Origin of the sequence: Quadrisphaera sp. GCM10027208 (assembly GCF_042658805.1) — a bacterium.
In the GTDB taxonomy this organism is placed as follows: Bacteria; Actinomycetota; Actinomycetes; order Actinomycetales; family SCSIO-59966; genus SCSIO-59966.
The window spans coordinates 327,369-348,229 of record NZ_JBHSRC010000003.1 but is presented as its reverse complement, the minus strand read 5'-3'; the positions used below and the strand labels follow the sequence as shown (position 1 = coordinate 348,229).

Below are 20,861 nucleotides of genomic sequence, written 5' to 3'. Positions count from 1 at the left end.
CGGTGGGAGAGCGGCAGCACACCGGCGCCGCCGGGGCCCAGGCCCCGGCCGGGCCGGGCAGCAGCCCGCTGGACGACCTGCAGGCCCGGCTGGGGCTGCGGATCGACCGCGGGCTGCTCGAGCGTGCCCTGACGCACCGGTCCTACGCCTACGAGAACGGCGGTCTGCCGACGAACGAGCGGCTGGAGTTCCTCGGTGACGCGGTGCTCGGGCTCGTCGTCACCGACGCGCTGTACCGGCGGCACCCCGAGCTGCCCGAGGGCCAGCTGGCGAAGCTGCGCGCGGCAGTGGTGAACATGCGGGCGCTCGCGGACGTCGCCCGCGGGCTGGACCTCGGGGCGCACGTCCTGCTGGGGCGCGGGGAGGAGACCACCGGGGGACGGGACAAGTCCTCGATCCTCGCCGACACCCTCGAGGCCGTCCTCGGCGCGGCCTACCTCGACCACGGGATCGAGGTCACCCGGGACCTGGTCCACCGGCTCGTCGACCCGCTGCTCGCCTCGTCGATGACCCTTGGCGCCGGCCTGGACTGGAAGACCAGCCTGCAGGAGCTGACGGCCGGGCTCGCCCTCGGCGTCCCGGAGTACGGGCTGCAGGAGGAGGGCCCGGACCACGCCAAGGTCTTCCACGCCGTCGTCGTCGTCGGCGGCACGACCTGGGGTCAGGGGACCGGGCGCAGCAAGAAGGAGGCCGAGCAGGAGGCCGCCGCGGCTGCCTGGCGCGCACTGCGCGCCGAGGCCGGTCCGGCCCGGGACTAGAGACCGTGCCCGAGCTGCCCGAGGTCGAGGTGGTGCGGCGCGGCCTCGTGCGCTGGGTGGTCGGCTCCCGGCTCGGCGCCGTCGAGGTCCTGCACCCCCGGCCGGTGCGCCGCCACCTGGCCGGTCCCGCGGACCTGGCCGCCCGGCTGCAGGGGGCCGTCGCCGTCGACGCGGTGCGCCGGGGCAAGTACCTGTGGCTCCAGCTCGACTCCGACGAGGCCCTGCTCGTGCACCTCGGGATGAGCGGCCAGCTGCTGGTGCAGCCCCTGGACGCCCCCGCCGAGCGGCACCTGCGGGTGCGGGTGGGCCTGGACGGCGAGCGCGAGCTGCGGTTCGTCGACCAGCGGATGTTCGGCGGGCTGGCCGTCGTCCCCCTCGAGCCCACCGCGGACGGTCTGCCGGCCGGCACCGGCGGCGCCGGGACGCCGTCCGCCGCTGCCCTGCCGCACCAGGTCGCGCACATCGCCCGGGACCCGCTGGACCCGTACCTGGACGTCGAGGCCTGGCAGCGTCGGCTGCGCCGCCGGCGCACCGGGGTCAAGCGGGCCCTGCTCGACCAGACCCTGCTGTCGGGGATCGGCAACATCTACGCCGACGAGGCGCTGTGGCGCGCGCGGCTGCACTACGCCCGGCCCACGGACACCCTGACCCGCGCCACCGCCGTCGGCCTGCTCGAGCACGTCCGGGCGGTGCTGGGGGAGGCCCTGCTCCAGGGCGGGACGAGCTTCGACGCCCTCTACGTCGACGTCAACGGGCGCAGCGGGTGGTTCGACCGGTCGCTGGCGGTCTACGGCCAGGCGGGCCGGCCCTGCCCGCGGTGTGCAGCGCTCGTGCGCCGCGAGCCGTTCATGAACCGTTCGTCGTTCACCTGCCCGACGTGCCAGCCCCCGCCCCGCCGGGCACGCTGGTGACCGGAGCGGGTTCGTCACCGCTGTACCGGGACTGCATGATCACGAGTGGGTGCGGGGGTGGCGGGATTGCATGATCACGAAGGGAGGGTCGAGTGGGCGCACCGCAGGACGTCGCGCGGCTCACCGCCGTGGTGCGCGGGCACGTCCAGGGGGTCGGGTTCCGCAGCTGGGTCCGCTCGCAGGCGCTCGCGCTCGGTCTGGTCGGCCACGCGCGCAACACCGACGACGGTCGCGTCGAGGTGGTCGCCGAGGGGGCCACGGCGGCTCTGGCCGAGCTGCTCGCGCGGCTCGAGGGGCCGGTGCCCGGGCGGCCCGGTCGGGTGACGGGGGTCAGCGCCCGGTGGGCCGAGGCCACCGGGCGGCCGGCCGGCTTCGTCGAGCGGTGACCGCTTCCGGTTGACCGCGCATACCCCCCTGGGTATTGTTCGGACAACCGTTCCACCGACCCGGAGGAGATCGCCATGTGCAGCCCCGTCGTCTGCCGTCAGTGCAACAAGATCACCTGGTCCGGTTGCGGCATGCACGTCGACCAGGTGATGGCCGGCGTCCCGCAGGACCGCCGCTGCACCTGCTGAGCCTCGCTCAGCGCAGCTGCCCGGCCTCCCAGTCGACCGCCGCGCGGTAGTCCGGCCGGTCCAGCAGCACCTCGTGCGAGCCCCGGGCCACGACCCGGCCCCCGCCGAGCAGCAGCACCTCGTCGACGGCCGCCAGGCCGGCGAGCCGGTGGCTCACCACGAGCAGACCGCGCCCGCCGGCCCGGCAGGCCGCCGCGAGATCCGCGACGAGTGCGTCGGCGGACGCCGGGTCCAGGTGCTCGGCCGGTTCGTCGACGAGCAGCGTCGTCGCGCCGGTCAGCAGCGCCCGGGCCACGAGCAGCCGCCGGCGCTGGCCGCCGGACAGGTCCGTCCCCCCGCTGGCCAGCACCGTCTCCAGCCCCTGGGGCAGGGAGGCCAGCCACGGGCCGAGCCCCACCGTCTCCACGGCCCGCACGAGGACGGCGTCCGGGACCGCCCCGGCGGCCAGCCGGAGGTTCTCGGCCACCGTCGTGCCGAAGACGTGCGCCTCCTCACTGGTGAGGTGGACCGTCCCGGCGTGCACCGTGCCGGCCCGCGGCGGCAGCAGCCCGGCCAGGGTGAGCAGCAGGGTGCTCTTGCCCTCCCCGCTCGGCCCGGCGACCGCGACGACGCGACCCGGGGAGACGTCCAGGTCGATCCCGCGCAGCAGGACCGGTCCGTCCGGCCACCCGACGGCCAGCCCACGGGTGACCAGGCCCCCGCCCGCGGCGTGCGAGCGCGGCGAGGGAACCCGGGCGGGGACCGGGGCCCCGGTCTCCTGCCCGGCCAGCAGGTCCGCCAGGCGGGCCGCCGCGTCCCGGCCGCGGACCAGCTCGGTCGCGGCCGCCGGCAGCTGGGCCACCGCCTCGGCGGCCGCCAGCGGCAGCAGGACGACGACCGGCAGCCACACCTCGCCGAGCGTGCCGGCACGGACCGCCGCAGAGCCCAGGACCAGCGCGCCCAGGACGGCCGCCCCGGTGGCGAGCACCTGGACCGCCGAGGCGAGGGCCGCCGGGCGTGCGGCGCGGTCGAGCCGCTGCGCCAGGGCCGTCTCCAGCTCGGCCAGCCGGCGCCGCCGGGCGGGGACCGCACCGGCCACCTCGAGCTCGGCGAGCCCGTCGAGCAGCGCCGCGGTCTCGGCGGTGACCGCCTCGCGGGCCTGCTGGGCTCCGCGCAGGGCCTCGGTGGCCGAGCGGGCTGCCAGCTGCGGGGCCACGACGCCGGCCACGAGCAGGGCAGCCAGCAGCACGACGCCGGCGGCCGGCAGCACGAGGGTGGTGGCGAGCACCGCGCCCAGGCCGACGACGAGCGCCACCGCGAACGGCAGGACGCCGCGGACGACGACGTCCCCGACGGCGTCCACGTCGTCGCCGAACCGCGTCAGCAGCTCCCCGCGGCGCAGGGCCGCGACCCGCTGCGGCGGGGCCGTGGCGAGCGACCGGTACACCCGCTCGCGCAGCACGACGAGCCCGCGCAGGGCGAGGTCGTGGGCGGCGACCCGCTCGAGGTAGCGGAACACCCCGCGGCCGATGCCCAGCGCCCGGACGCTGACCACTGCCAGGGTCAGGTCGAGCACCGGCGGCTGCTGCGAGGCCCGGGCGATCAACCACGCCGAGACGCCGGTGAGGGCCACGGCGCTGCCGAGGGCGAGGGCTCCGGCGAGGACGGCGACCGCGGCGCGCCGGGGCTCCACCTCCAGCGCGGCGAGCACCTCGTGCAGCGGTCGCCGCGGGCGCGGGCTCACACCGGCACCCGCTCAGCGGCGGCGGCCCGGACGGTCACGACGTCGTCGGCGGCCGCGACCAGGGCGGGACGGTGGGCGACGACGAGGACCGCGCACCCGGCGTCGCGCAGCCTGGCGATGACGTCCAGGGGCAGCCGTTCGCTGCCGGCGTCGAGGTGCGCGGTCGGCTCGTCGAGCACGACGACGTGTGCGCCGCGGGACACCCGCAGCAGCGCCCGGGCCAGGGCGATCCGCTGCCGCTGCCCCGCGGACAGGCCGGCCCCACCGGTCCCCAGCGGGGTCTGCCACCCACCTGGCAGGGTGTCGACCACCTCGTTGAGCCCGGCCTGTGCCGCCGCGGCGCGCACCTCGTCGTCCGTGGCGTCGGGGGCGACGAGCCGGACGTTGCCGGCCAGGGTGTCGGGCACGATGACGGGTCGCTGGGGGACCCAGGCGAGGCGGGACCGCCAGGTGTCCGGGTCCACGTCGGCCAGGTCCACCGGCGGTCCGCCGTCCGGTGGCACGACGAGGACCCGCCCGGCGTCCGGCCGGCGCAGTCCCAGCAGCACCTCGACCGCGGTGGACTTGCCGGCCCCGCTGTCGCCGACCAGGGCGGTGACCCTCCCGGGCACCAGCTCCAGGTCCAGGTCCGCGGGTGCGGTCACCGCCCGGCCCGGGTGCTCGACGCTCACCGCCTCGAACCGGATGCCACCGACGGCGGGGGCGGGCGCCGTGCCGGCCCGGCGCACCGGCCCGGCCAGGACGTCGAGGGCCTCCCCGGCCGCGGCGATCCCGTCGGCGCTGGCGTGGAAGTGCTGGCCGACCATCCGCAGCGGCAGGTACACCTCGGGAGCGAGCACGAGGACGACGAGACCGGTTCGCAGGTCGAGGTCACCGGAGACCAGGCGCAGCCCGATGCCGACCGCGACCAGCGCGACGGACAGCGTGGTGAACAGCTCGAGCACGAGGCTGGACAGGAACGCCTGGCGCAGCACCGCGCTGGTCGAGCGGCGGTAGGCCTCCCCGACCGCACGGACCCGGGCGGCCTGGTCGAGCTCGCGGCCGAGCGCCCGCAGCGTCGGCAGGCCGGCGACGAGGTCGAGCAGCTGCTCGCCGAGCCGCTCCATCCGCTCCATCCGCACCCGGGCCCGGCTGCGCGTCGTCCAGCCGACGAGGGCCATGAACAGCGGCACCAGCGGGAGGGTCACCGCCATGAGCACCGCCGACAGCAGGTCCTGGGTGAGGACGACGGCCAGCAGGGCCGGGGTCACCAGGGCGGTCGCGAGCAGCTGTGGCAGGTAGCGCACGAGGTAGCCGTCGAGGGCGTCCAGGCCGCGGGTCGCCAGGGTGGTCAGTGCGGCGGTCCTGCCGTGCAGCGCGGCCGGGCCGGCCGCCGCGAGGTGGTCGACGAGGGCGCCGCGCAGCTCGGCGACGACGTCCACGGCCGCGCGGTGGGCGAACCGCTCCTGGGCGCCGGCGAGCAGGGCCCGCCCGCCGACGACGAGGGCCAGCCAGGCCACCGCCTCCGCGACCGAGCCCGTCGTGGCCGACCCGGTGACGACTCCGGCCAGCGCGTCGCCCAGCAGGAACGCCTGGACCACGACGAGCGCGGCGTTGCCGACCTGGAGCGCGGCGGCGAGTGCCACCCAGCCGCGGGCCGCCCGGGCCCGGGCCAGCAGCCGCGGGTCGAGCGGTGCGCTCACCGGGCCGCGGGCCGGTCGGGCTTCAGGCCGGTGTACTCGGGGATCCGGTCGAGCGTGATCCGGCGGCGGAACACCCAGTACGTCCAACCCTGGTAGAGGAGGACGAAGGGCAGCATCGCGACCGCGATCCAGGTCATCACCATGAGGGTGTACGGGCTGGAGGACGCGTTCTCGATGGTCAGCGAGTAGGCCGGGTCCGTGGTCGAGGGCATCACCGCCGGGAACAGCGAGCCGAACAGCAGGACCACCGCGGACGCGATCGTGACGGTGGTGAGCGCGAACGCCCGGCCCTCACGGCGCACCCGGGTCGCCCGCACCACGCCGAGGAGGGCAGCGGCTGCGACCACGACGGCGACCCAGGTCCAGGTCTTGCCCAAGGCCAGCTGGGTCCACAGGGCGAACACGCCCGCGACGACGCCCACCGGTACGGCGAGCCGCTCGGCCAGCCGGCCGGCGTCCTCGCGCACCGGGCCGTCGGTCTTGAGCGCCACGAAGACGGCGCCGTGCAGCGCGAACAGTCCCAGCGTGGTGAGCCCGCCGAGCAGTGCGTACGGGTTGAGCAGCGTGAGCACGGTGCCGGTGAACTGCTTGTCCGCGTCGATCGGGACGCCGTGGACGATGTTGGCCAGCGCCACGCCCCACAGCAGCGCCGGTACGTAGGAGCCGACGATGATGGCCCAGTCCGCGCGCCGGCGCCAGCGGTCGTCGTTCACCTTGCCCCGCCACTCGAACGCGACCCCCCGGACGATCAGCGCGGCGAGGATGAGCAGCAGCGGCAGGTAGAAGCCGCTGAACAGGGTGGCGTACCACTCCGGGAAGGCGGCGAAGGTGGCGCCACCGGCGACGATCACCCACACCTCGTTTCCGTCCCACACCGGTCCGATGGTGTTGATCATGACGCGGCGGCGGCGGTCCTCGCGGCCCAGCACGGGCAGCAGCATGCCGACGCCGAAGTCGAAGCCCTCGAGCACGAGGTAGCCGAGCCAGAGCACGGCGATGAGCACGAACCAGACGACGGTGAGGTCCACGGCGGTCTCCGGAGGTCAGTAGGCGAAGTGCAGGGGCTCGGACTCGTCGCCCTCGTCGAGGTGCTCCGGGGGCGGGTCCTCAACCGGGGCGCCGTGGGCGGCGTACCGCCGCATGAGCCCGAACCAGACCACGGCGAGGGCTCCGTAGATGACCGTGAAGGCGATCAGCGACACCCACACCACCCAGGCGTCGTGCCCGGACACGCCGTCCCGGGTGAGCATCCACACGCCGTCGATCCCGGTCGGGTTCGGGGCAACCACCCACGGCTGGCGGCCCATCTCGGTGAAGATCCAGCCGACGGTGTTCGCCAGGAACGGCGCCGGGATCGCCCACAGCGCCCAGCGCCCGAGACGCTCGTCGTCGGGTACCCGGCCTCGGCGGGTGAGCCACAGGCCCGCCAGGGCCAGCAGGGCTGACACCACCCCGAACCCGATCATGAGCCGGAAGCTCCAGTACGTCACCGGCAGGATCGGCACGTAGGACCCGTTGTCGCCGTACCGCTCGGTGTACTCCTCCTGGAGGTCGCGCACTCCCTTGAGGGTGGCGTCAGGGTCCCCGGTCGCCATGAACGAGGTCAGTCCGGGCACGGTGAGCTGACGCACGTCGCAGCGGTTCTGCAGGTCGCCGACGGCGATGATGCTGAACCCGGCCCCGGTCTCGGTGTCGCACAGCGCCTCGGCGGCGGCCATCTTCATCGGCTGCTGCTCGAACATGAGCTTGGCCTGCCAGTCGCCGGTCACCGTGACGGCGACACCGGAGACCAGGATGGTCCACAGCCCGAGGATGGCGGCGGGCCGGTAGACGCGCGCCTCGGCGAGGTCCCCGCGGCGTGCCGAGCGCACCATCCACCAGGTCGCGATCGCCGCCATGAAGGTGGCCCCGGTGAGCACCGAGCCGGCGACCACGTGCGGGAAAGCGGCGAGCGTGGTGACGTTGGTCATCAGCTCCCAGATGCTCGTCAGCTCGGCCCGGCCCGTCTCCGGGTTGAACCGGACGCCCACCGGGTGCTGCATGAAGGAGTTCGCGGCGAGGATGAAGTAGGCGCTCGCCCAGGTGGCCACGGCCACAGCCCAGATGGTGGCGAGGTGGATCGCGCGCGGCAGCCGGTCCCAGCCGAAGATCCACAGCCCGAGGAACGTCGACTCGACGAAGAAGGCGGCGAGGCCCTCGATCGCGAGCGGGGCGCCGAACACGTCGCCGACGAACCGCGAGTACTCGCTCCAGTTCATCCCGAACTGGAACTCCTGGACGATCCCGGTGACGACGCCGATGGCGAAGTTGATCAGCAGCAGCTTGCCGAAGAACTGGGTGAGCCGGTAGTACCGGGCCTGGCCGGTGCGGTACCACATCGTCTGCAGGATCGCCACCAGCGGCGCCAGGCCGATCGTCAGCGGCACGAACATGAAGTGGTAGACGGTCGTCACGCCGAACTGCAGGCGGGCCACGTCGAGGGCGTCCAACGGTCTCCTCCAGGATCGGGTCGGGACCGGGCCGCCGCCAGGTCCGGACAAACGCTAGGCCGCGTCGCGACCGGGGGACCCGGGTCCAAGGTCCCGGTTTCGTCCCCTCCCGGCGCTAGGGTGACCGCCGTCCGCAGGTCGACCAGAACTGAGCCGAGACGTGCACCTCAAGACCCTCACCCTCAAGGGCTTCAAGTCCTTCGCCTCGGCGACCACGCTGCGCCTCGAGCCCGGCATCACCTGCGTGGTGGGCCCCAACGGCTCGGGCAAGTCCAACGTCGTCGACGCCCTGGCGTGGGTGATGGGCGAGCAGGGCGCCAAGAGCCTGCGCGGCGGCAAGATGGAGGACGTCATCTTCGCCGGCACCGCGGGACGCCCACCGCTGGGCCGCGCCGAGGTGAGCCTCACCATCGACAACACCGACGGCGCGCTGCCGATCGACTACACCGAGGTGACGATCACCCGGACGATGTTCCGGTCCGGCGGCTCGGAGTACGCGATCAACGGCGCCCCCGCCCGGCTGCTCGACGTCCAGGAGCTGCTGTCCGACTCCGGTATCGGCCGGGAGATGCACGTCGTCGTCGGGCAGAACCAGCTCGACGCGGTGCTGCGGGCCACCCCCGAGGAGCGCCGCGGCTTCATCGAGGAGGCGGCCGGCGTCCTCAAGCACCGCAAGCGCAAGGAGAAGGCCCTGCGCAAGCTCGACGCGATGCAGGCCAACCTCACCCGGCTCACCGACCTCACCGCGGAGATCCGCCGACAGCTCGGCCCCCTGGGCCGCCAGGCCGAGGTGGCCCGTCGGGCCCGGACCGTGCAGGCCGACGTCCGCGACGCCCGCGCCCGGCTGCTCGCCGACGAGCTCGTCCAGCTCACCGCGACCCTCGAGGCGGAGGTCGCCGACGAGACCGCGCTACGCCGGCGCCAGCAGGAGGTGGAGTCGCGGCTGGAGGAGGCCAGGGCCCGTCTGGGCACGCTGGAGCGGCTGGCGCAGGAGGCCTCGCCGCGGCTCGCCGCGGCGGCCGACACCTACTACGCGCTCCAGTCGCTGCGGGAACGACTGCGCGGCACCGCGACCCTCGCCGCCGAGCGGCTGCGTCTGCTCGGCAGCGCGGCCACCGAGGAGCGCGGAGGCGGCCGGGACCCCGGTGACCTGGAGGCGCAGGCCGCCGAGGTGCGCGCGCAGGAGGCGGCCCTGGCGCAGGAGGTGGCCCGGCTCGGCGCCACCCTGCAGGACGCCGTCACCGCCCGCACCGACGCCGAGCAGGCGCTCACCGAGGAGGACCGCCGGGTCGCCGCCCGGCTGCGGGCCGCCGCCGACCGGCGTGAGGGCCTGGCCCGGCTCGCCGGGCAGGTCGCGGCCCGGCGCAGCCGGGTGGAGGCCGCGGAGGGCGAGATCGGGCGGCTGCGCGACGCCCTCGCCGAGGCCGAGCGCCGGGGCGCGGCCGCGCAGTCCGACTTCACCGCGGTGGAGTCGCAGGTCGCCGGGGTCGAGGAGGGCGAGGAGGACCTGGACGCCGAGCACGAGGCGGCGGTCGCCGCGCTGGCGGACGTCGAGGCCGAGCTCGACCGGCTGCGGGAGGCAGAGCGGGACGCCGAGCGTGACCGGGCCACGTGGACGGCGCGCCGTGAGGCGCTCGAGATGGGCCTGGAGCGCAAGGACGGCGCGGGAGCGCTGCTGGCCGCCGGCGAGCAGCTGCCCGGCCTGCTCGGTCCGCTGGCCGGCCTGCTCGCCGTCGAGGCCGGGTACGAGGACGCCGTCGCCGCCGCCCTCGGGGACGTGGCCGACGCCGTCGCCGTCGACGGGCTCGGCTCCGCCGTGGACGCCCTGCGGCTGCTGCGCGACCAGGACGCCGGCCGTGCGGGGCTGCTCGTCGGCCCGACCGGGGCCGGCGAGCCGGTCGAGGCGCCCTCCCTCGACGGGCTGCCCGAGGGCACGGTCGCGCTGGTGGACGTGGTCGCCGGCCGCGCCCCGGTGGCCGACGTCGTGCGCAGCCTGCTGGCCCGGCACGTCCTCGTCCCCGGGCTGGCCGAGGCCCGGCGGGTCGTCTCCGCCCGGCCCGACCTCGTCGCCGTCACCGCCGCCGGCGACGTGCTGTCCGTCACCACGGCCCGGGGCGGCTCGGCCGCCGCACCCAGCCGGCTGCAGGTGCAGGCGGCGGTGGACGAGGCGACCGAACGGCTGCAGGACGCCGTCCGGCGCGCCGAACGGTCCCGCTTCGGCGTCCAGGAGGCCACCGCCCGCCGGGACGCCGCCCGGGAACGGGTCGAGGCGGCCCTCGAGCGGCTGCACGAGTCCGACGCCCGGCTCGCGGCGGTCGCCGAGCGGCTCGGCCAGCTCGGGTCCGTGGTGCGGGCCGCCCGGGCGGAGGCGGAGCGGCTCACCAGCAGCCTGGCCCGGGCCACCGAGCAGCTCGAGGCCGACCGGCGGGACCTGCACGACCTCACCGAGCGGCTGCGGGCCGCGCAGGAGGAGCCGGCGGAGGCCGAGCCCGACACCGGGGAGCGGGACCGGCTCGCCGCGGCGGCCGCGGCGGCCCGCACCGCGGAGACCGAGGCGCGTCTGGCGCTGCGGACCGGTGAGGAGCGGCTGCGGGCCCTGTCCGGGCGGGCCGAGTCCCTGGAGCGCGCGGCCCGGACCGAGCGCGAGGCGGCGGTGCGCGCCGCCCGCCGGGCCGAGCAGCGCCGCCGCCAGGCCGAGGTGGCGCGCGCCGTGGAGGTCGGGGCCGCCGCGGCGCTCCGGGTGCTCGAGCGGACCCTGGCGGACGCCGCCGTCGACCGGGACGACGGCGAGGCCGAGCGGGCCCGGCGCGCCGCCGAGACCGCGCAGGTGCGCGAGCAGCTCGACACGCTGGCCGCCGAGCTGCGGGAGCTGACCGACTCCGTGCACGCCGACGAGGTCGCCCGCGCCCAGCAGCGGCTCCGGGTCGAGCAGCTCCAGCAGCGGGCCACCGAGGAGCTCGGACTCGACCCGGAGGTGCTCGTCGAGGAGTTCGGCCCGCACCGGCCGGTGCCCCCGTCGCCGCCGGCTCCCGGGGACCCGGAGCCGGACGAGCCGCCCGCCGCCGTCCCGTTCGTGCGCGCCGAGCAGGAGAAGCGGCTGCGCCGGGCCGAGCGTGCCCTGGCCCAGCTCGGCCGGGTCAACCCGCTGGCGCTCGAGGAGTTCGCGGCGCTGGAGGAGCGGCACACGTTCCTCACCGAGCAGCTGGAGGACCTCAAGCGGTCCCGCAAGGACCTGCTGGACATCGTCCGCCAGGTCGACGAGCGGGTCGAGCAGGTGTTCGCCGAGGCGTTCGACGACACCGCCCGCCACTTCGAGGAGGTCTTCCCGCGGCTGTTCCCCGGCGGCGAGGGCCGGCTCGTGCTCACCGACCCCGACGACCTGCTGACGACCGGCATCGAGGTCGAGGCGCGGCCGGCGGGCAAGAAGGTCAAGCGGCTCAGCCTGCTGTCCGGCGGCGAGCGCTCGCTGACCGCCGTCGCCCTGCTGGTGGCCATCTTCAAGGCCCGGCCCAGCCCGTTCTACGTGCTCGACGAGGTCGAGGCGGCTCTGGACGACACGAACCTCGGCCGGCTCATCACCCTGCTCGAGGAGCTCCGCGCCTCCAGCCAGCTGATCATCATCACCCACCAGAAACGGACCATGGAGATCGCCGACGCCCTCTACGGCGTCAGCATGCGCGGCGACGGGGTGACGACCGTGGTGAGCCAGCGGCTGCGCGAGCTCGCGGACGCCTGAGCCGCCCCGGCCGCGGGCCGGACCCGTGTGGCCGGGCGGTCGCGGGTGAGGCACCGTAGTGCCGTGACCGTCGTCGCCATCGGGATGCTCGTGAGCCTCGGCACCGCCGTGGTCGTGCTCGCGCTGGTGGCCGTGCCGCGGGTGCGGGAGGGGGAGCGGATCCTCACCCCGGACGGCGAGGCGGCGGTGCGTGAGGCACGTGCCCGCGCCCGCGCCCTCGCCGTCGAGGCCCGGGAGCAGGCCCGGACCCGTCGCGCCGGGTCCCGCGACCGCGGCGGCGCCGCCCTGCGAGGTGCCGCGACCGGCGTCCGGGCCCGTGCCGGCTCGGTACGGGACACCACCGTCTCCGCGGGGCGCCAGGCCGCGACGGTCGGCGCGGCGGCCGTCACCCGGGCCCGGGCGGCGACCCGCGCCGGGTCTACCGCGGTGGTCACCCGTTCGGCGACCGCCGTCGCCGACCCGCCACCGGTACCGGCCGCCGAGGACGACGTCATCGACCTGCGTGACCGGGCGCCCGGCCCCGACCGGGAGCCTCCCGCCCTCGCCCGGGCCCGGCTGGCCCGCCGCCTGGAGTGGGGCGAGCCGGAGCCGGGGCCCCGGCACCGTCGCTGACCCGCGCCGGCAGCCCCTGAAGCGCCTGGAAGGCTCTCTGCAGGGCCGTCTGGAAGGCCGTCTGGAAGGCCGTCTGGAAGGCTAGGACCCCGTGGAGTCCATCGAGCTCGTCATCGCCCTTGCCGTCGCCCTCGCCGTCGTCGCCGCCGGCGTCCTCGTCGGCCTGCTGCGCCGCCGGCCCGGCCGCGACCGGACCGCCCCGCCCGGCGAGCGACGTCCGGGTGTGGACTACCGGCCGGGCGTCGGCGACGACGCCGAGGAGCCGCGGGACACCCCGCTGCGCACGGTCGAGACCGTGCAGGCCCCGAGCCTCGACGCCCCCGCGGCCACGGACGCCGACGTCGCCGAGCCGTCCGCGCCGGCGGCGCCCACGGTCGAGCGGCCGGCGCCCGTGGCGGGCCGGATGGTCCGCCTGCGCGAGCGGCTCTCCCGCTCGAGCTCCACCCTCGGCAGGGGGCTGCTGACCCTGCTGTCCCGGGAGACAGTCGACGAGACCACCTGGGAGGAGGTCGAGGAGACCCTGCTGCTCGCCGACCTCGGGGTGGGCCCGGCCACCGAGCTCGTCGACCGGCTGCGCGAACGGGTCCGCGTGCTGGGCGCCCGTGAGCCCGACCAGGTGCGGGCCCTGCTGCGCGAGGAGCTGCTGCGCGTGGTGGGCCCGGACACCGACCGCTCCCTCGCGGTCGAGCGGCACCCCGACCGCCCGGCGGTGGTGCTCGTCGTCGGTGTCAACGGCACGGGCAAGACGACGACGGTCGGCAAGCTCGCCCGGGTGCTCGTCGCCCAGGACAAGGACGTCGTCCTGGGCGCCGCGGACACCTTCCGGGCGGCCGCCGCCGACCAGCTGCAGACGTGGGGGGAGCGGGTCGGCGTGCCGACGGTCCGGTCCGACCGTGAGGGGGCCGACCCCGCGTCGGTGGCGTTCGACGCCGTCAAGGCCGGGATCGAGGTGGAGGCGGACGTCGTCCTTATCGACACCGCCGGCAGGCTGCAGAACAAGGTCGGGCTGATGGACGAGCTCGGCAAGGTGAAGCGGGTGGTCGAGCGGCACGGCCCGGTCGACGAGGTCCTGCTCGTCCTGGACGCCACGACCGGCCAGAACGGGATGCGCCAGGCGCAGGTGTTCTCCGAGGTCGTCGACGTCACCGGCATCGTCCTGACCAAGCTCGACGGCACCGCCAAGGGCGGCATCGTCGTCGCCGTGCAGCGCGAGCTCGGCGTCCCGGTCAAGCTCGTCGGGCTCGGCGAGGGTGCCGACGACCTCGCCCCGTTCGAACCGGAGGCGTTCGTCGACGCCCTGCTCGCGTGAGGCGGGCGAAACAGAGGTTTCACCGGGCGGCCACACCCGTCACCTGCCGGTAACACGACAGGACGCCGTCGGAAACACCGCGCCGTCACCGTCTCCTGCGACAGAGCCGGCCGGACCCGACGGCGTCGACGACGACGACGGCCCGGGACGCCGGCCCCGACCACGACTCGCAGGAGGTTGCCGTGGTGAACACCGGCGACACCGCCTGGATCCTCACGAGCGCCGCGCTGGTGCTGCTGATGACCCCGGGGCTCGCACTCTTCTACGGCGGCATGGTCCGCGCCAAGAGCGTGCTCAACATGATGATGATGAGCTTCGGCGCCCTGGCCCTCATCAGCGTCCTGTGGGTGCTCTACGGGTACTCCATGGCGTTCGGCGACGACCTGGGCGCCGGACTGCTCGGCGACCCGACCCAGTACCTCGGCCTGGCCGGGCTGATGGAGGACACGACGTCGGAGGGCGGGGGCCTGCCCGCGATGGCCTTCGTCGGCTTCCAGGCCGTCTTCGCCGTGATCACCGTCGCGCTGATCTCCGGCGCCATCGCCGACCGGACGAAGTTCGGCACCTGGATGGTCTTCGCCGGCGTCTGGGCGACGATCGTCTACTTCCCGGTGGCGCACTGGGTGTTCGACTTCACCGTCACCGACGACGCCGGCCAGACCACGCACGTCGGGGGCTGGATCGCCAACCAGCTCGCCGCGATCGACTTCGCCGGTGGGACCGCCGTTCACATCAACGCCGGTGCGGCCGCGCTGGCCCTGGCCCTCGTGCTCGGCAAGCGGAGAGGCTTCGGCAAGGACGTCCTGCGGCCGCACAACCTGCCGCTGGTGATGATCGGTGCCGGACTGCTGTGGTTCGGCTGGTTCGGTTTCAACGCCGGCTCGGCCCTCGCCGCGAACAACACCGCCGCCGTCGCGTGGGTCAACACGCTGGTGGCCACCGGTGCCGCCGCTCTGGCCTGGCTGGCGACCGAGAAGATCCGCGACGGGCACGCCACGTCGCTCGGCGCGGCGTCCGGCGTCGTGGCCGGCCTGGTCGCCATCACCCCGGCCGCCGCGGCACTGTCACCGGTCGGGTCCATCGTGCTCGGTGCCGTCGCCGGCGTGCTGTGCGCCCTCGCCGTGGGCCTGAAGTACCGCTTCGGTTACGACGACTCGCTGGACGTCGTCGGCGTCCACCTCGTCGGTGGCCTCGTCGGGACCATCGGGGTGGGCTTCCTTGCCACCGCTGCCGCCCCCGCCGGCGTCGACGGGCTACTGTACGGCGGCGGCGCCGACCAGCTGTGGCGCCAGGTCGTGGGGGCGCTCGCCGTCCTGGCCTACTCGTTCGTCGTCACCCTGGTCGTCGGCCTTCTGCTGCACCGCACCATGGGCTTCCGGGTCGACCCCGACGACGAGGTGGCCGGCATCGACCAGGCCGTGCACGCGGAGTCCGGCTACGACTTCGGTGGCCTCGGCGCCGGCGGCTTCCGGCCCGGCACCGGTGGCACGCCGGCCACCCGCTCCACCACGTCTACCGAGGAGGTCTCGGCATGAAGCTCGTCACCGCGGTCGTCAAGCCGCACAAGGTCGAGGACGTCAAGACGGCCCTGGAGGCGTACGGCGTCCAGGGGCTGACCGTCAGCGAGGCCAGCGGGTACGGCCGCCAGCGAGGCCACACCGAGGTCTACCGGGGGGCGGAGTACAACGTCGACCTCGTGCCCAAGGTCCGCATCGAGGTGCTCGTCGACGACGTCGACGTCGCGGACGTCGTCGAGGTGGTCGTCAAGGCGGCGCAAACGGGGAAGATCGGCGACGGCAAGGTGTGGACCGTGCCGGTCGAGGACGTGGTGCGCGTCCGCACCGGCGAGCACGGCGTCGACGCCCTGTAGCTGGTGGCGACGGCGTGCGGGTCGCACCGGTGCCGGCCGGGCGAGGGAGCCGGCCGGCCGGCTCCCGGGACCTGCGGGCCGAGCGGTTCGAGCTGGCTGCCCGCTGCGACCTGCGCGACCCGCAGGCCGGCGGCCGGCGCCGCCACGCGCTCGCCGCGCTCGTCGACAGCTGGCTCGGGGACGTCTGGGCGGCCGCGACGCCACCCCCCGCCGGGGTGGCGCTCGCGGCCGTCGGGGGGCACGCCCGTCGGGACGCCGGCCCGGCGGGGGACCTGGACCTGGTCCTCCTGCACGACGGTCGGACGGTGCGCGGGCCCGACGTCGCGGCGCTCGCCGAGTCCCTGTGGTACCCGGTCTGGGACGCCGGTCTGCGGCTCGACCACTCGGTCCGCTCGGTGGCGCAGTGCCGGCAGGTCGCCGCGCAGGACGTCACCGCCGCCGTCGGGCTGCTGGACCTGCGGCCGGTCGCCGGGGACGCCGCTCTCGTGCTGCGGGCCCGCGAGACGCTCCGGGAGGACTGGCGCCGGGGTGCCCGCAACCGTCTGCCCGCCCTGCTCGACACGCTCACCGAGCGCGCGGAGCGGCACGGCGAGCTCGCCTACCTGCTCGAGCCGGACCTCAAGGAGGCCCGCGGCGGCCTGCGGGACGTCGTCGTCCTCGGCGCCGTCGTCGCCACCTGGCTCGCCGACGTCCCGCACGCCCAGGTGCGGGCGGCGACCACGCTGCTGCTCGACGTCCGGGACGCCCTGCACCTGACCACCCGCCGTGCCGGGGAGCGGCTCGGGCTCGCCGACCAGGACGCCGTCGCCGAGGCGCTCGGCCTGCCGGACGCCGTCGACCTCCTCGCGAGCACCGCGGTCGCGGCGCGGGCGGTGACCCACTCCGTCGAGACCACGGCCCGGCGCGCCCGCGGCGCCGCGGCCCGCGGCCGGCCGCCGCGTGAGCGCCCCCGGCCGCGGCCGGTGGCTCGTGACCTGGTCGAGCACGACGGCGAGCTGTGCCTCGCTGGGTCGGCACGGCCGCAGGGCGACCCGGTGCTCGCGGTGCGGGCCGGTGCGGCCGCGGCCCGCGCCGGCCTGCCGCTGTCACCGGTCACCGCCGGGCTCCTGGCGCGGTCGGCCCCACCGCTGCCGGACCCCTGGCCCCAGGAGGCCCGGGCAGCCTTCGTGGACCTGCTCGGCGCCGGCCCGGCGCTGGCAAGCGTCTGGGAGACCCTCGACCAGGCTGGGCTCGTCACCGCGTGGCTGCCCGAGCTGTGGCCCGTGCGCAACCGGCCCCAGCGCACCGTCGTGCACCGGCACACCGTCGACCGGCACCTCGTCGAGACCTGCATCGAGGCGTCCCGGCTGGTGCGTGACGTGACCCGCCCCGACCTGCTGCTGCTCGCGGCCCTGCTGCACGACGTCGGCAAGCTGCCGGGTGCCACCGACCACTGCGCGGTCGGTGCGCCGATCGCCTGGCGAGTGGCGCGTCGCACCGGCCTCACCGCTGCCGACGCCGCCGTCGTCGAGCGCCTGGTGCGCGAGCACCTCACCCTCGTCGACATGGCCACCCGCCGGGACCCCGACGACCCGCGCACCGTCGAGGCCCTCGTCGCCGCGGTCGACGGCCGCGAGGACGTCCTGGACCTGCTGCGCGCGCTCACCGAGGCCGACGCCCGGGCCGCCGGGCCACCGGCGTGGTCGGCGTGGCGGGCGCGGCTCGTCGACGACGTCGTCGCCCGTGCCCGCCGGGTGCTGCGGGACGAACCGGTCCCCCCGCCGGCCGACCCCCCCGGCGTGGGGGCCGACGTGGTCGCGGCGGTGGCCGCCGACGGGGTGCCGGAGGTCTCGGTGACCGAGGTGGACGGCGAGCACCTCGTCACCGTGGTCGCACCGGACCGTCGGGGCCTGTTCGCGGACATCGCCGGCACGCTCGCGGCCTCCGGGCTCACCGTGCGCTCGGCGACCGTCCGGACCGTCGACGGGGTGGCGGTGGACACCTGGCGGGTCGGCGCCACCGGCTCGGCGCCCGACGCCACCGTCCTGCGCACCACGTTGCGGCGGCTGTCGGCCGGGGAGCCGGCGGTGCTCGAGCTGCTCCGGCGCCGGGAGGCGTCGTGGCGCCCGGGACCACGGGCCGGGCCCGTGCCCGCGGCCAGGGTGACGCTGGTCCCCGGCGGGTCCAGCGACGCCACCGTCCTCGAGGTCCGCGCCGCCGACCGGCCCGGCCTGCTGCACCGGCTGGGCCGGGCGCTCGTCGGCATCGGGGTGGACGTCCGCTCGGCACACGTCGCCACGTTCGCCGGCCAGGCCGTCGACGTGCTCTACCTGTCCGGCCCGGACGGCGGGCGCCTCACCCCGGCCATGGAGGCCGCGGCCTTCTCCGCGCTGGCGAGGTCCGCTGACGTACCCTGAGGCCCGTTCGCCGTCCGCCTACGCCGAGGACCCCGCCCCGTGTTCTCCACGCTGTCCGACCGTCTCACCGCGACCTTCAAGAACCTGCGCGGCAAGGGCCGGCTCACCGAGGCCGACGTCGACGCCACCGTCCGCGAGATCCGTCGGGCCCTGCTCGACGCCGACGTCGCCCTGCCGGTGGTGCGCGAGTTCGTCGCGACCGTCCGGGAGCGGGCCCTCGGCGCGGAGGTGTCCCAGGCGCTCAACCCCGCCCAGCAGGTCGTCAAGATCGTCAACGAGGAGCTCGTCGGCATCCTCGGCGGGTCGACCCGCCGGCTCACGTTCGCCAAGACGCCCCCCACGGTCATCCTGCTCGCCGGCCTGCAGGGCTCCGGCAAGACGACCCTGGCCGGGAAGCTCGGCCACCTGCTGCGCCAGCAGGGCCACACCCCGTTGCTCGTCGCGGCCGACCTGCAGCGGCCGAACGCGGTCACCCAGCTCGAGGTCGTCGGTCAGCGCGCCGGGGTGCCGGTGTTCGCCCCCGAGCCCGGCAACGGTGTCGGCGACCCCGTCGACGTGGCCCGCCGCAGCGTGCAGGAGGCCCGCGCCCGCCAGTACGACGTCGTCATCGTCGACACCGCCGGCCGCCTCGGCGTCGACGCCGAGATGATGCAGCAGGCCGCCGACATCCGCGACGCCGTCCAGCCCGACGAGGTGCTGTTCGTCCTCGACGCGATGATCGGCCAGGACGCGGTGAACGTCGCCCGCGCCTTCGCCGACGGCGTGGGCATCACCGGGGTGGCCCTGACCAAGCTCGACGGCGACGCCCGCGGTGGCGCAGCACTGTCGGTGGCCTCGGTCACCGGCCGCCCGGTGATGTTCGCGTCCACCGGCGAGAAGCTCGGGGACTTCGAGCTCTTCCACCCCGACCGGATGGCTTCCCGGATCCTCGACATGGGTGACGTGCTCACCCTCATCGAGCAGGCGGAGAAGGCCTTCGACGCCGGTCAGGCCGAGGACCTCGCCACCCGCTTCCTCGAGGGGGAGGACTTCACCCTCGAGGACTTCCTCGTCCAGATGCAGGGCCTGCGCAAGATGGGCTCGCTGAAGAAGATGCTCGGGATGCTGCCGGGGATGGCCCAGGTGCGCGACCAGCTCGAGCAGTTCGACGAGCGGGAGATCGACCGGATCGAGGCCATCGTCCGCTCGATGACGCCCGCTGAGCGCCGCCAGCCGAAGATCATCAACGGTTCGCGTCGTGCCCGGATCGCGAAGGGGTCCGGGGTCACCGTCACCGAGGTCAACCAGCTGCTCGAGCGCTTCGTCGACGCCCAGAAGATGATGCGCCAGCTCCGTCAGGGCGGCGGGGTGCCGGGGATGCCGGGGCTGCCGGGGATGCCCGGCGGTGGCAAGAAGTCCCGCGGCCGGACCGCCCCGGCGAAGGGACGCCCCCGCAAGGCCAAGTCGGGCAACCCCGCCAAGCGAGCCCAGCAGGAGCAGGCGGCGCGGGAGAAGGCCGCCACCGGCCGCGGCTCGGCGTTCGGCGCCGGGGCGCTGGGTGCCGGCGCCCCCGGTCAGGACCCGGACGGCGAGCCGGACCTGTCCCAGGTCCAGCTGCCGCCGGGCTTCGAGAAGTTCCTCGGCGGCCGCTGACCCACCGGCCCGGACCCGCTGCCCGGTAGGTTGCCGGGCATGACCGACGTCCTGCACCTGACCGGCCCGGTCCTGGTCGACCACACCGACGCCGGGACCGACGTCCGCGACCAGGCCTGGGTGGTCGGCGGCCGGCTGACCTTCGAGCGGCCCACCGGTGACCACGACGTGACCACCCTCGACGGCTGGGTGCTGCCCGGCTTCGTCGACGCCCACTGCCACGTCGGCCTGGACGCGCACGGCGCCGTCGACGACGCCACCGCGGAGCAGCAGGCGCTGCAGGAGCGGCAGGCCGGGGCGCTGCTCCTGCGGGACGCCGGGTCGGCCGCCGACACCCGGTGGATCGACGACCGGGAGGACCTGCCCCGGATCGTGCGGGCCGGGCGGCACATCGCCCGCACCCGCCGGTACATCCGCAACTACGCCCACGAGATCGAGCCCGAGGACCTCGTGGCGTACGTCCGGCGGGAGGCCCGGCGCGGTGACGGCTGGGTCAAGCTCGTCGGGGACTGGATCGACCGCGAGGTCGGGGACCTGACCCCGTGCTGGCCCGCCGACGCGCTGCGTGCCGCGATCGCGGCGGCGCACGAGGAGGGGGCCCGGGTGACCGCGCACTGCTTCAGCGAGGACTCCCTGCCGGACCTGGCCGAGGCCGGGATCGACTGCGTCGAGCACGCCACCGGGCTCACGGCGCAGACCACCGCCCTGTTCGCCGAGCGGGGGATCGCCGTCGTGCCGACCCTGGTGAACATCGCCACCTTCCCCGGCATCGCCGCCGCCGCCGAGGCCAAGTTCCCGGTCTACGCGGCGCACATGCGGGACCTGCACGCGCGCCGGTACGAGACCGTCCGCAGCGCCGTCGAGGCCGGGATCGAGGTCTACGTCGGCACCGACGCCGGCGGCTCCCTGCCGCACGGGCTCGTCGGCCAGGAGGTCGCCGAGCTCGTCACCGCCGGGCTGCCGCCGGTGCAGGCCCTGTCCGCGGCGACGTGGGCGGCCCGCCGCTGGCTGGGCCGCCCCGGACTGGGCGAGGGCGAGGAGGCGGACCTCGTCGTCTACCCGCAGGACCCGCGCACGGACGTCGGGGTGCTGGCCAGCCCCCGGGCGGTCGTGCTGCGCGGCCGGGTGGTCGCCGCCGGTTAGGGGTCCGGGGCCCGGTCTGGCAGAA

Annotated in this window: 15 protein-coding genes; 11 read left to right on the top strand and 4 right to left on the bottom strand. The window is 75.8% G+C overall.

Annotated elements, in window-relative coordinates; translation table 11 throughout:
* The first annotated feature begins 2 nt into the window (after window positions 1-2).
* From rnc to ACFP6A_RS07055, 3 genes are all read left to right on the top strand, one after another.
* Complete coding sequence (gene rnc, locus ACFP6A_RS07065; protein ID WP_379602661.1) at window positions 3-758, top strand: ribonuclease III; 756 nt, start codon at window positions 3-5, stop codon at window positions 756-758.
* 5 nt (window positions 759-763) lie between these two features.
* Complete coding sequence (gene mutM, locus ACFP6A_RS07060) at window positions 764-1,669, top strand: bifunctional DNA-formamidopyrimidine glycosylase/DNA-(apurinic or apyrimidinic site) lyase (RefSeq protein WP_379602659.1); 906 nt, start codon at window positions 764-766, stop codon at window positions 1,667-1,669.
* A gap of 92 nt (window positions 1,670-1,761) precedes the next feature.
* Window positions 1,762-2,055, top strand: coding sequence for an acylphosphatase (locus tag ACFP6A_RS07055; RefSeq protein ID WP_379602657.1), 294 nt, complete (start codon window positions 1,762-1,764; stop codon window positions 2,053-2,055).
* A 196-nt stretch (window positions 2,056-2,251) separates the two neighbouring features.
* Here the strand turns inward: ACFP6A_RS07055 and cydC are convergent, their stop codons facing one another.
* The 4 genes from cydC to ACFP6A_RS07035 are packed head-to-tail and all read right to left on the bottom strand — an operon-like array spanning window position 2,252 to window position 8,138.
* Entirely contained in the window at window positions 2,252-3,967 is a 1,716-nt protein-coding gene (gene cydC, locus ACFP6A_RS07050) for a thiol reductant ABC exporter subunit CydC (RefSeq protein WP_379602656.1), read from the bottom strand.
* Window positions 3,964-5,649, bottom strand: a complete 1,686-nt coding sequence (gene cydD / locus ACFP6A_RS07045) for a thiol reductant ABC exporter subunit CydD (RefSeq protein ID WP_379602654.1) — start codon at window positions 5,647-5,649, stop codon at window positions 3,964-3,966. The genes cydC and cydD overlap by 4 nt, the downstream gene beginning before the upstream one ends.
* Window positions 5,646-6,677: a cytochrome d ubiquinol oxidase subunit II gene (gene cydB / locus ACFP6A_RS07040; protein ID WP_379602652.1), complete on the bottom strand. Its 1,032-nt coding sequence runs from the start codon at window positions 6,675-6,677 to the stop codon at window positions 5,646-5,648. The genes cydD and cydB overlap by 4 nt, the downstream gene beginning before the upstream one ends.
* A 15-nt stretch (window positions 6,678-6,692) precedes the next feature.
* Window positions 6,693-8,138: a cytochrome ubiquinol oxidase subunit I gene (locus ACFP6A_RS07035; protein WP_379602650.1), complete on the bottom strand. Its 1,446-nt coding sequence runs from the start codon at window positions 8,136-8,138 to the stop codon at window positions 6,693-6,695.
* Between the two features lie 160 nt (window positions 8,139-8,298).
* On the opposite strand from ACFP6A_RS07035, the gene smc reads away from it, so the two are divergent.
* From smc to ACFP6A_RS06995, 8 genes are all read left to right on the top strand, one after another.
* Window positions 8,299-11,874, top strand: a complete 3,576-nt coding sequence (gene smc, locus ACFP6A_RS07030) for a chromosome segregation protein SMC (protein WP_379602648.1) — start codon at window positions 8,299-8,301, stop codon at window positions 11,872-11,874.
* A gap of 63 nt (window positions 11,875-11,937) precedes the next feature.
* The gene (locus ACFP6A_RS07025) at window positions 11,938-12,486 is read left to right on the top strand and encodes a hypothetical protein (RefSeq protein ID WP_379602646.1); all 549 of its coding nucleotides are present in this window, start codon (window positions 11,938-11,940) and stop codon (window positions 12,484-12,486) included.
* A 100-nt stretch (window positions 12,487-12,586) separates the two neighbouring features.
* Window positions 12,587-13,795, top strand: coding sequence for a signal recognition particle-docking protein FtsY (gene ftsY, locus ACFP6A_RS07020; protein WP_379602906.1), 1,209 nt, complete (start codon window positions 12,587-12,589; stop codon window positions 13,793-13,795).
* A 185-nt stretch (window positions 13,796-13,980) separates the two neighbouring features.
* Window positions 13,981-15,330 carry an ammonium transporter gene (locus ACFP6A_RS07015; protein ID WP_379602904.1) on the top strand — a complete coding sequence of 450 codons (1,350 nt, stop codon included), beginning with the start codon at window positions 13,981-13,983 and terminating at the stop codon, window positions 15,328-15,330.
* Complete coding sequence (locus tag ACFP6A_RS07010; RefSeq protein WP_379602645.1) at window positions 15,327-15,665, top strand: P-II family nitrogen regulator; 339 nt, start codon at window positions 15,327-15,329, stop codon at window positions 15,663-15,665. The genes ACFP6A_RS07015 and ACFP6A_RS07010 overlap by 4 nt, the downstream gene beginning before the upstream one ends.
* A gap of 14 nt (window positions 15,666-15,679) precedes the next feature.
* A complete protein-coding gene (locus ACFP6A_RS07005; protein WP_379602643.1) occupies window positions 15,680-18,061 on the top strand; it encodes a [protein-PII] uridylyltransferase in 2,382 nt (793 codons plus the stop codon).
* 39 nt (window positions 18,062-18,100) lie between these two features.
* Window positions 18,101-19,693 (top strand): signal recognition particle protein, encoded by a 1,593-nt coding sequence (ffh, locus tag ACFP6A_RS07000; protein WP_379602642.1) that lies wholly within the window; start codon window positions 18,101-18,103, stop codon window positions 19,691-19,693.
* Window positions 19,694-19,732: 39 nt separating this feature from the next.
* Window positions 19,733-20,836: an amidohydrolase family protein gene (locus tag ACFP6A_RS06995; RefSeq protein ID WP_379602641.1), complete on the top strand. Its 1,104-nt coding sequence runs from the start codon at window positions 19,733-19,735 to the stop codon at window positions 20,834-20,836.
* Window positions 20,837-20,861 lie beyond the last annotated feature (25 nt).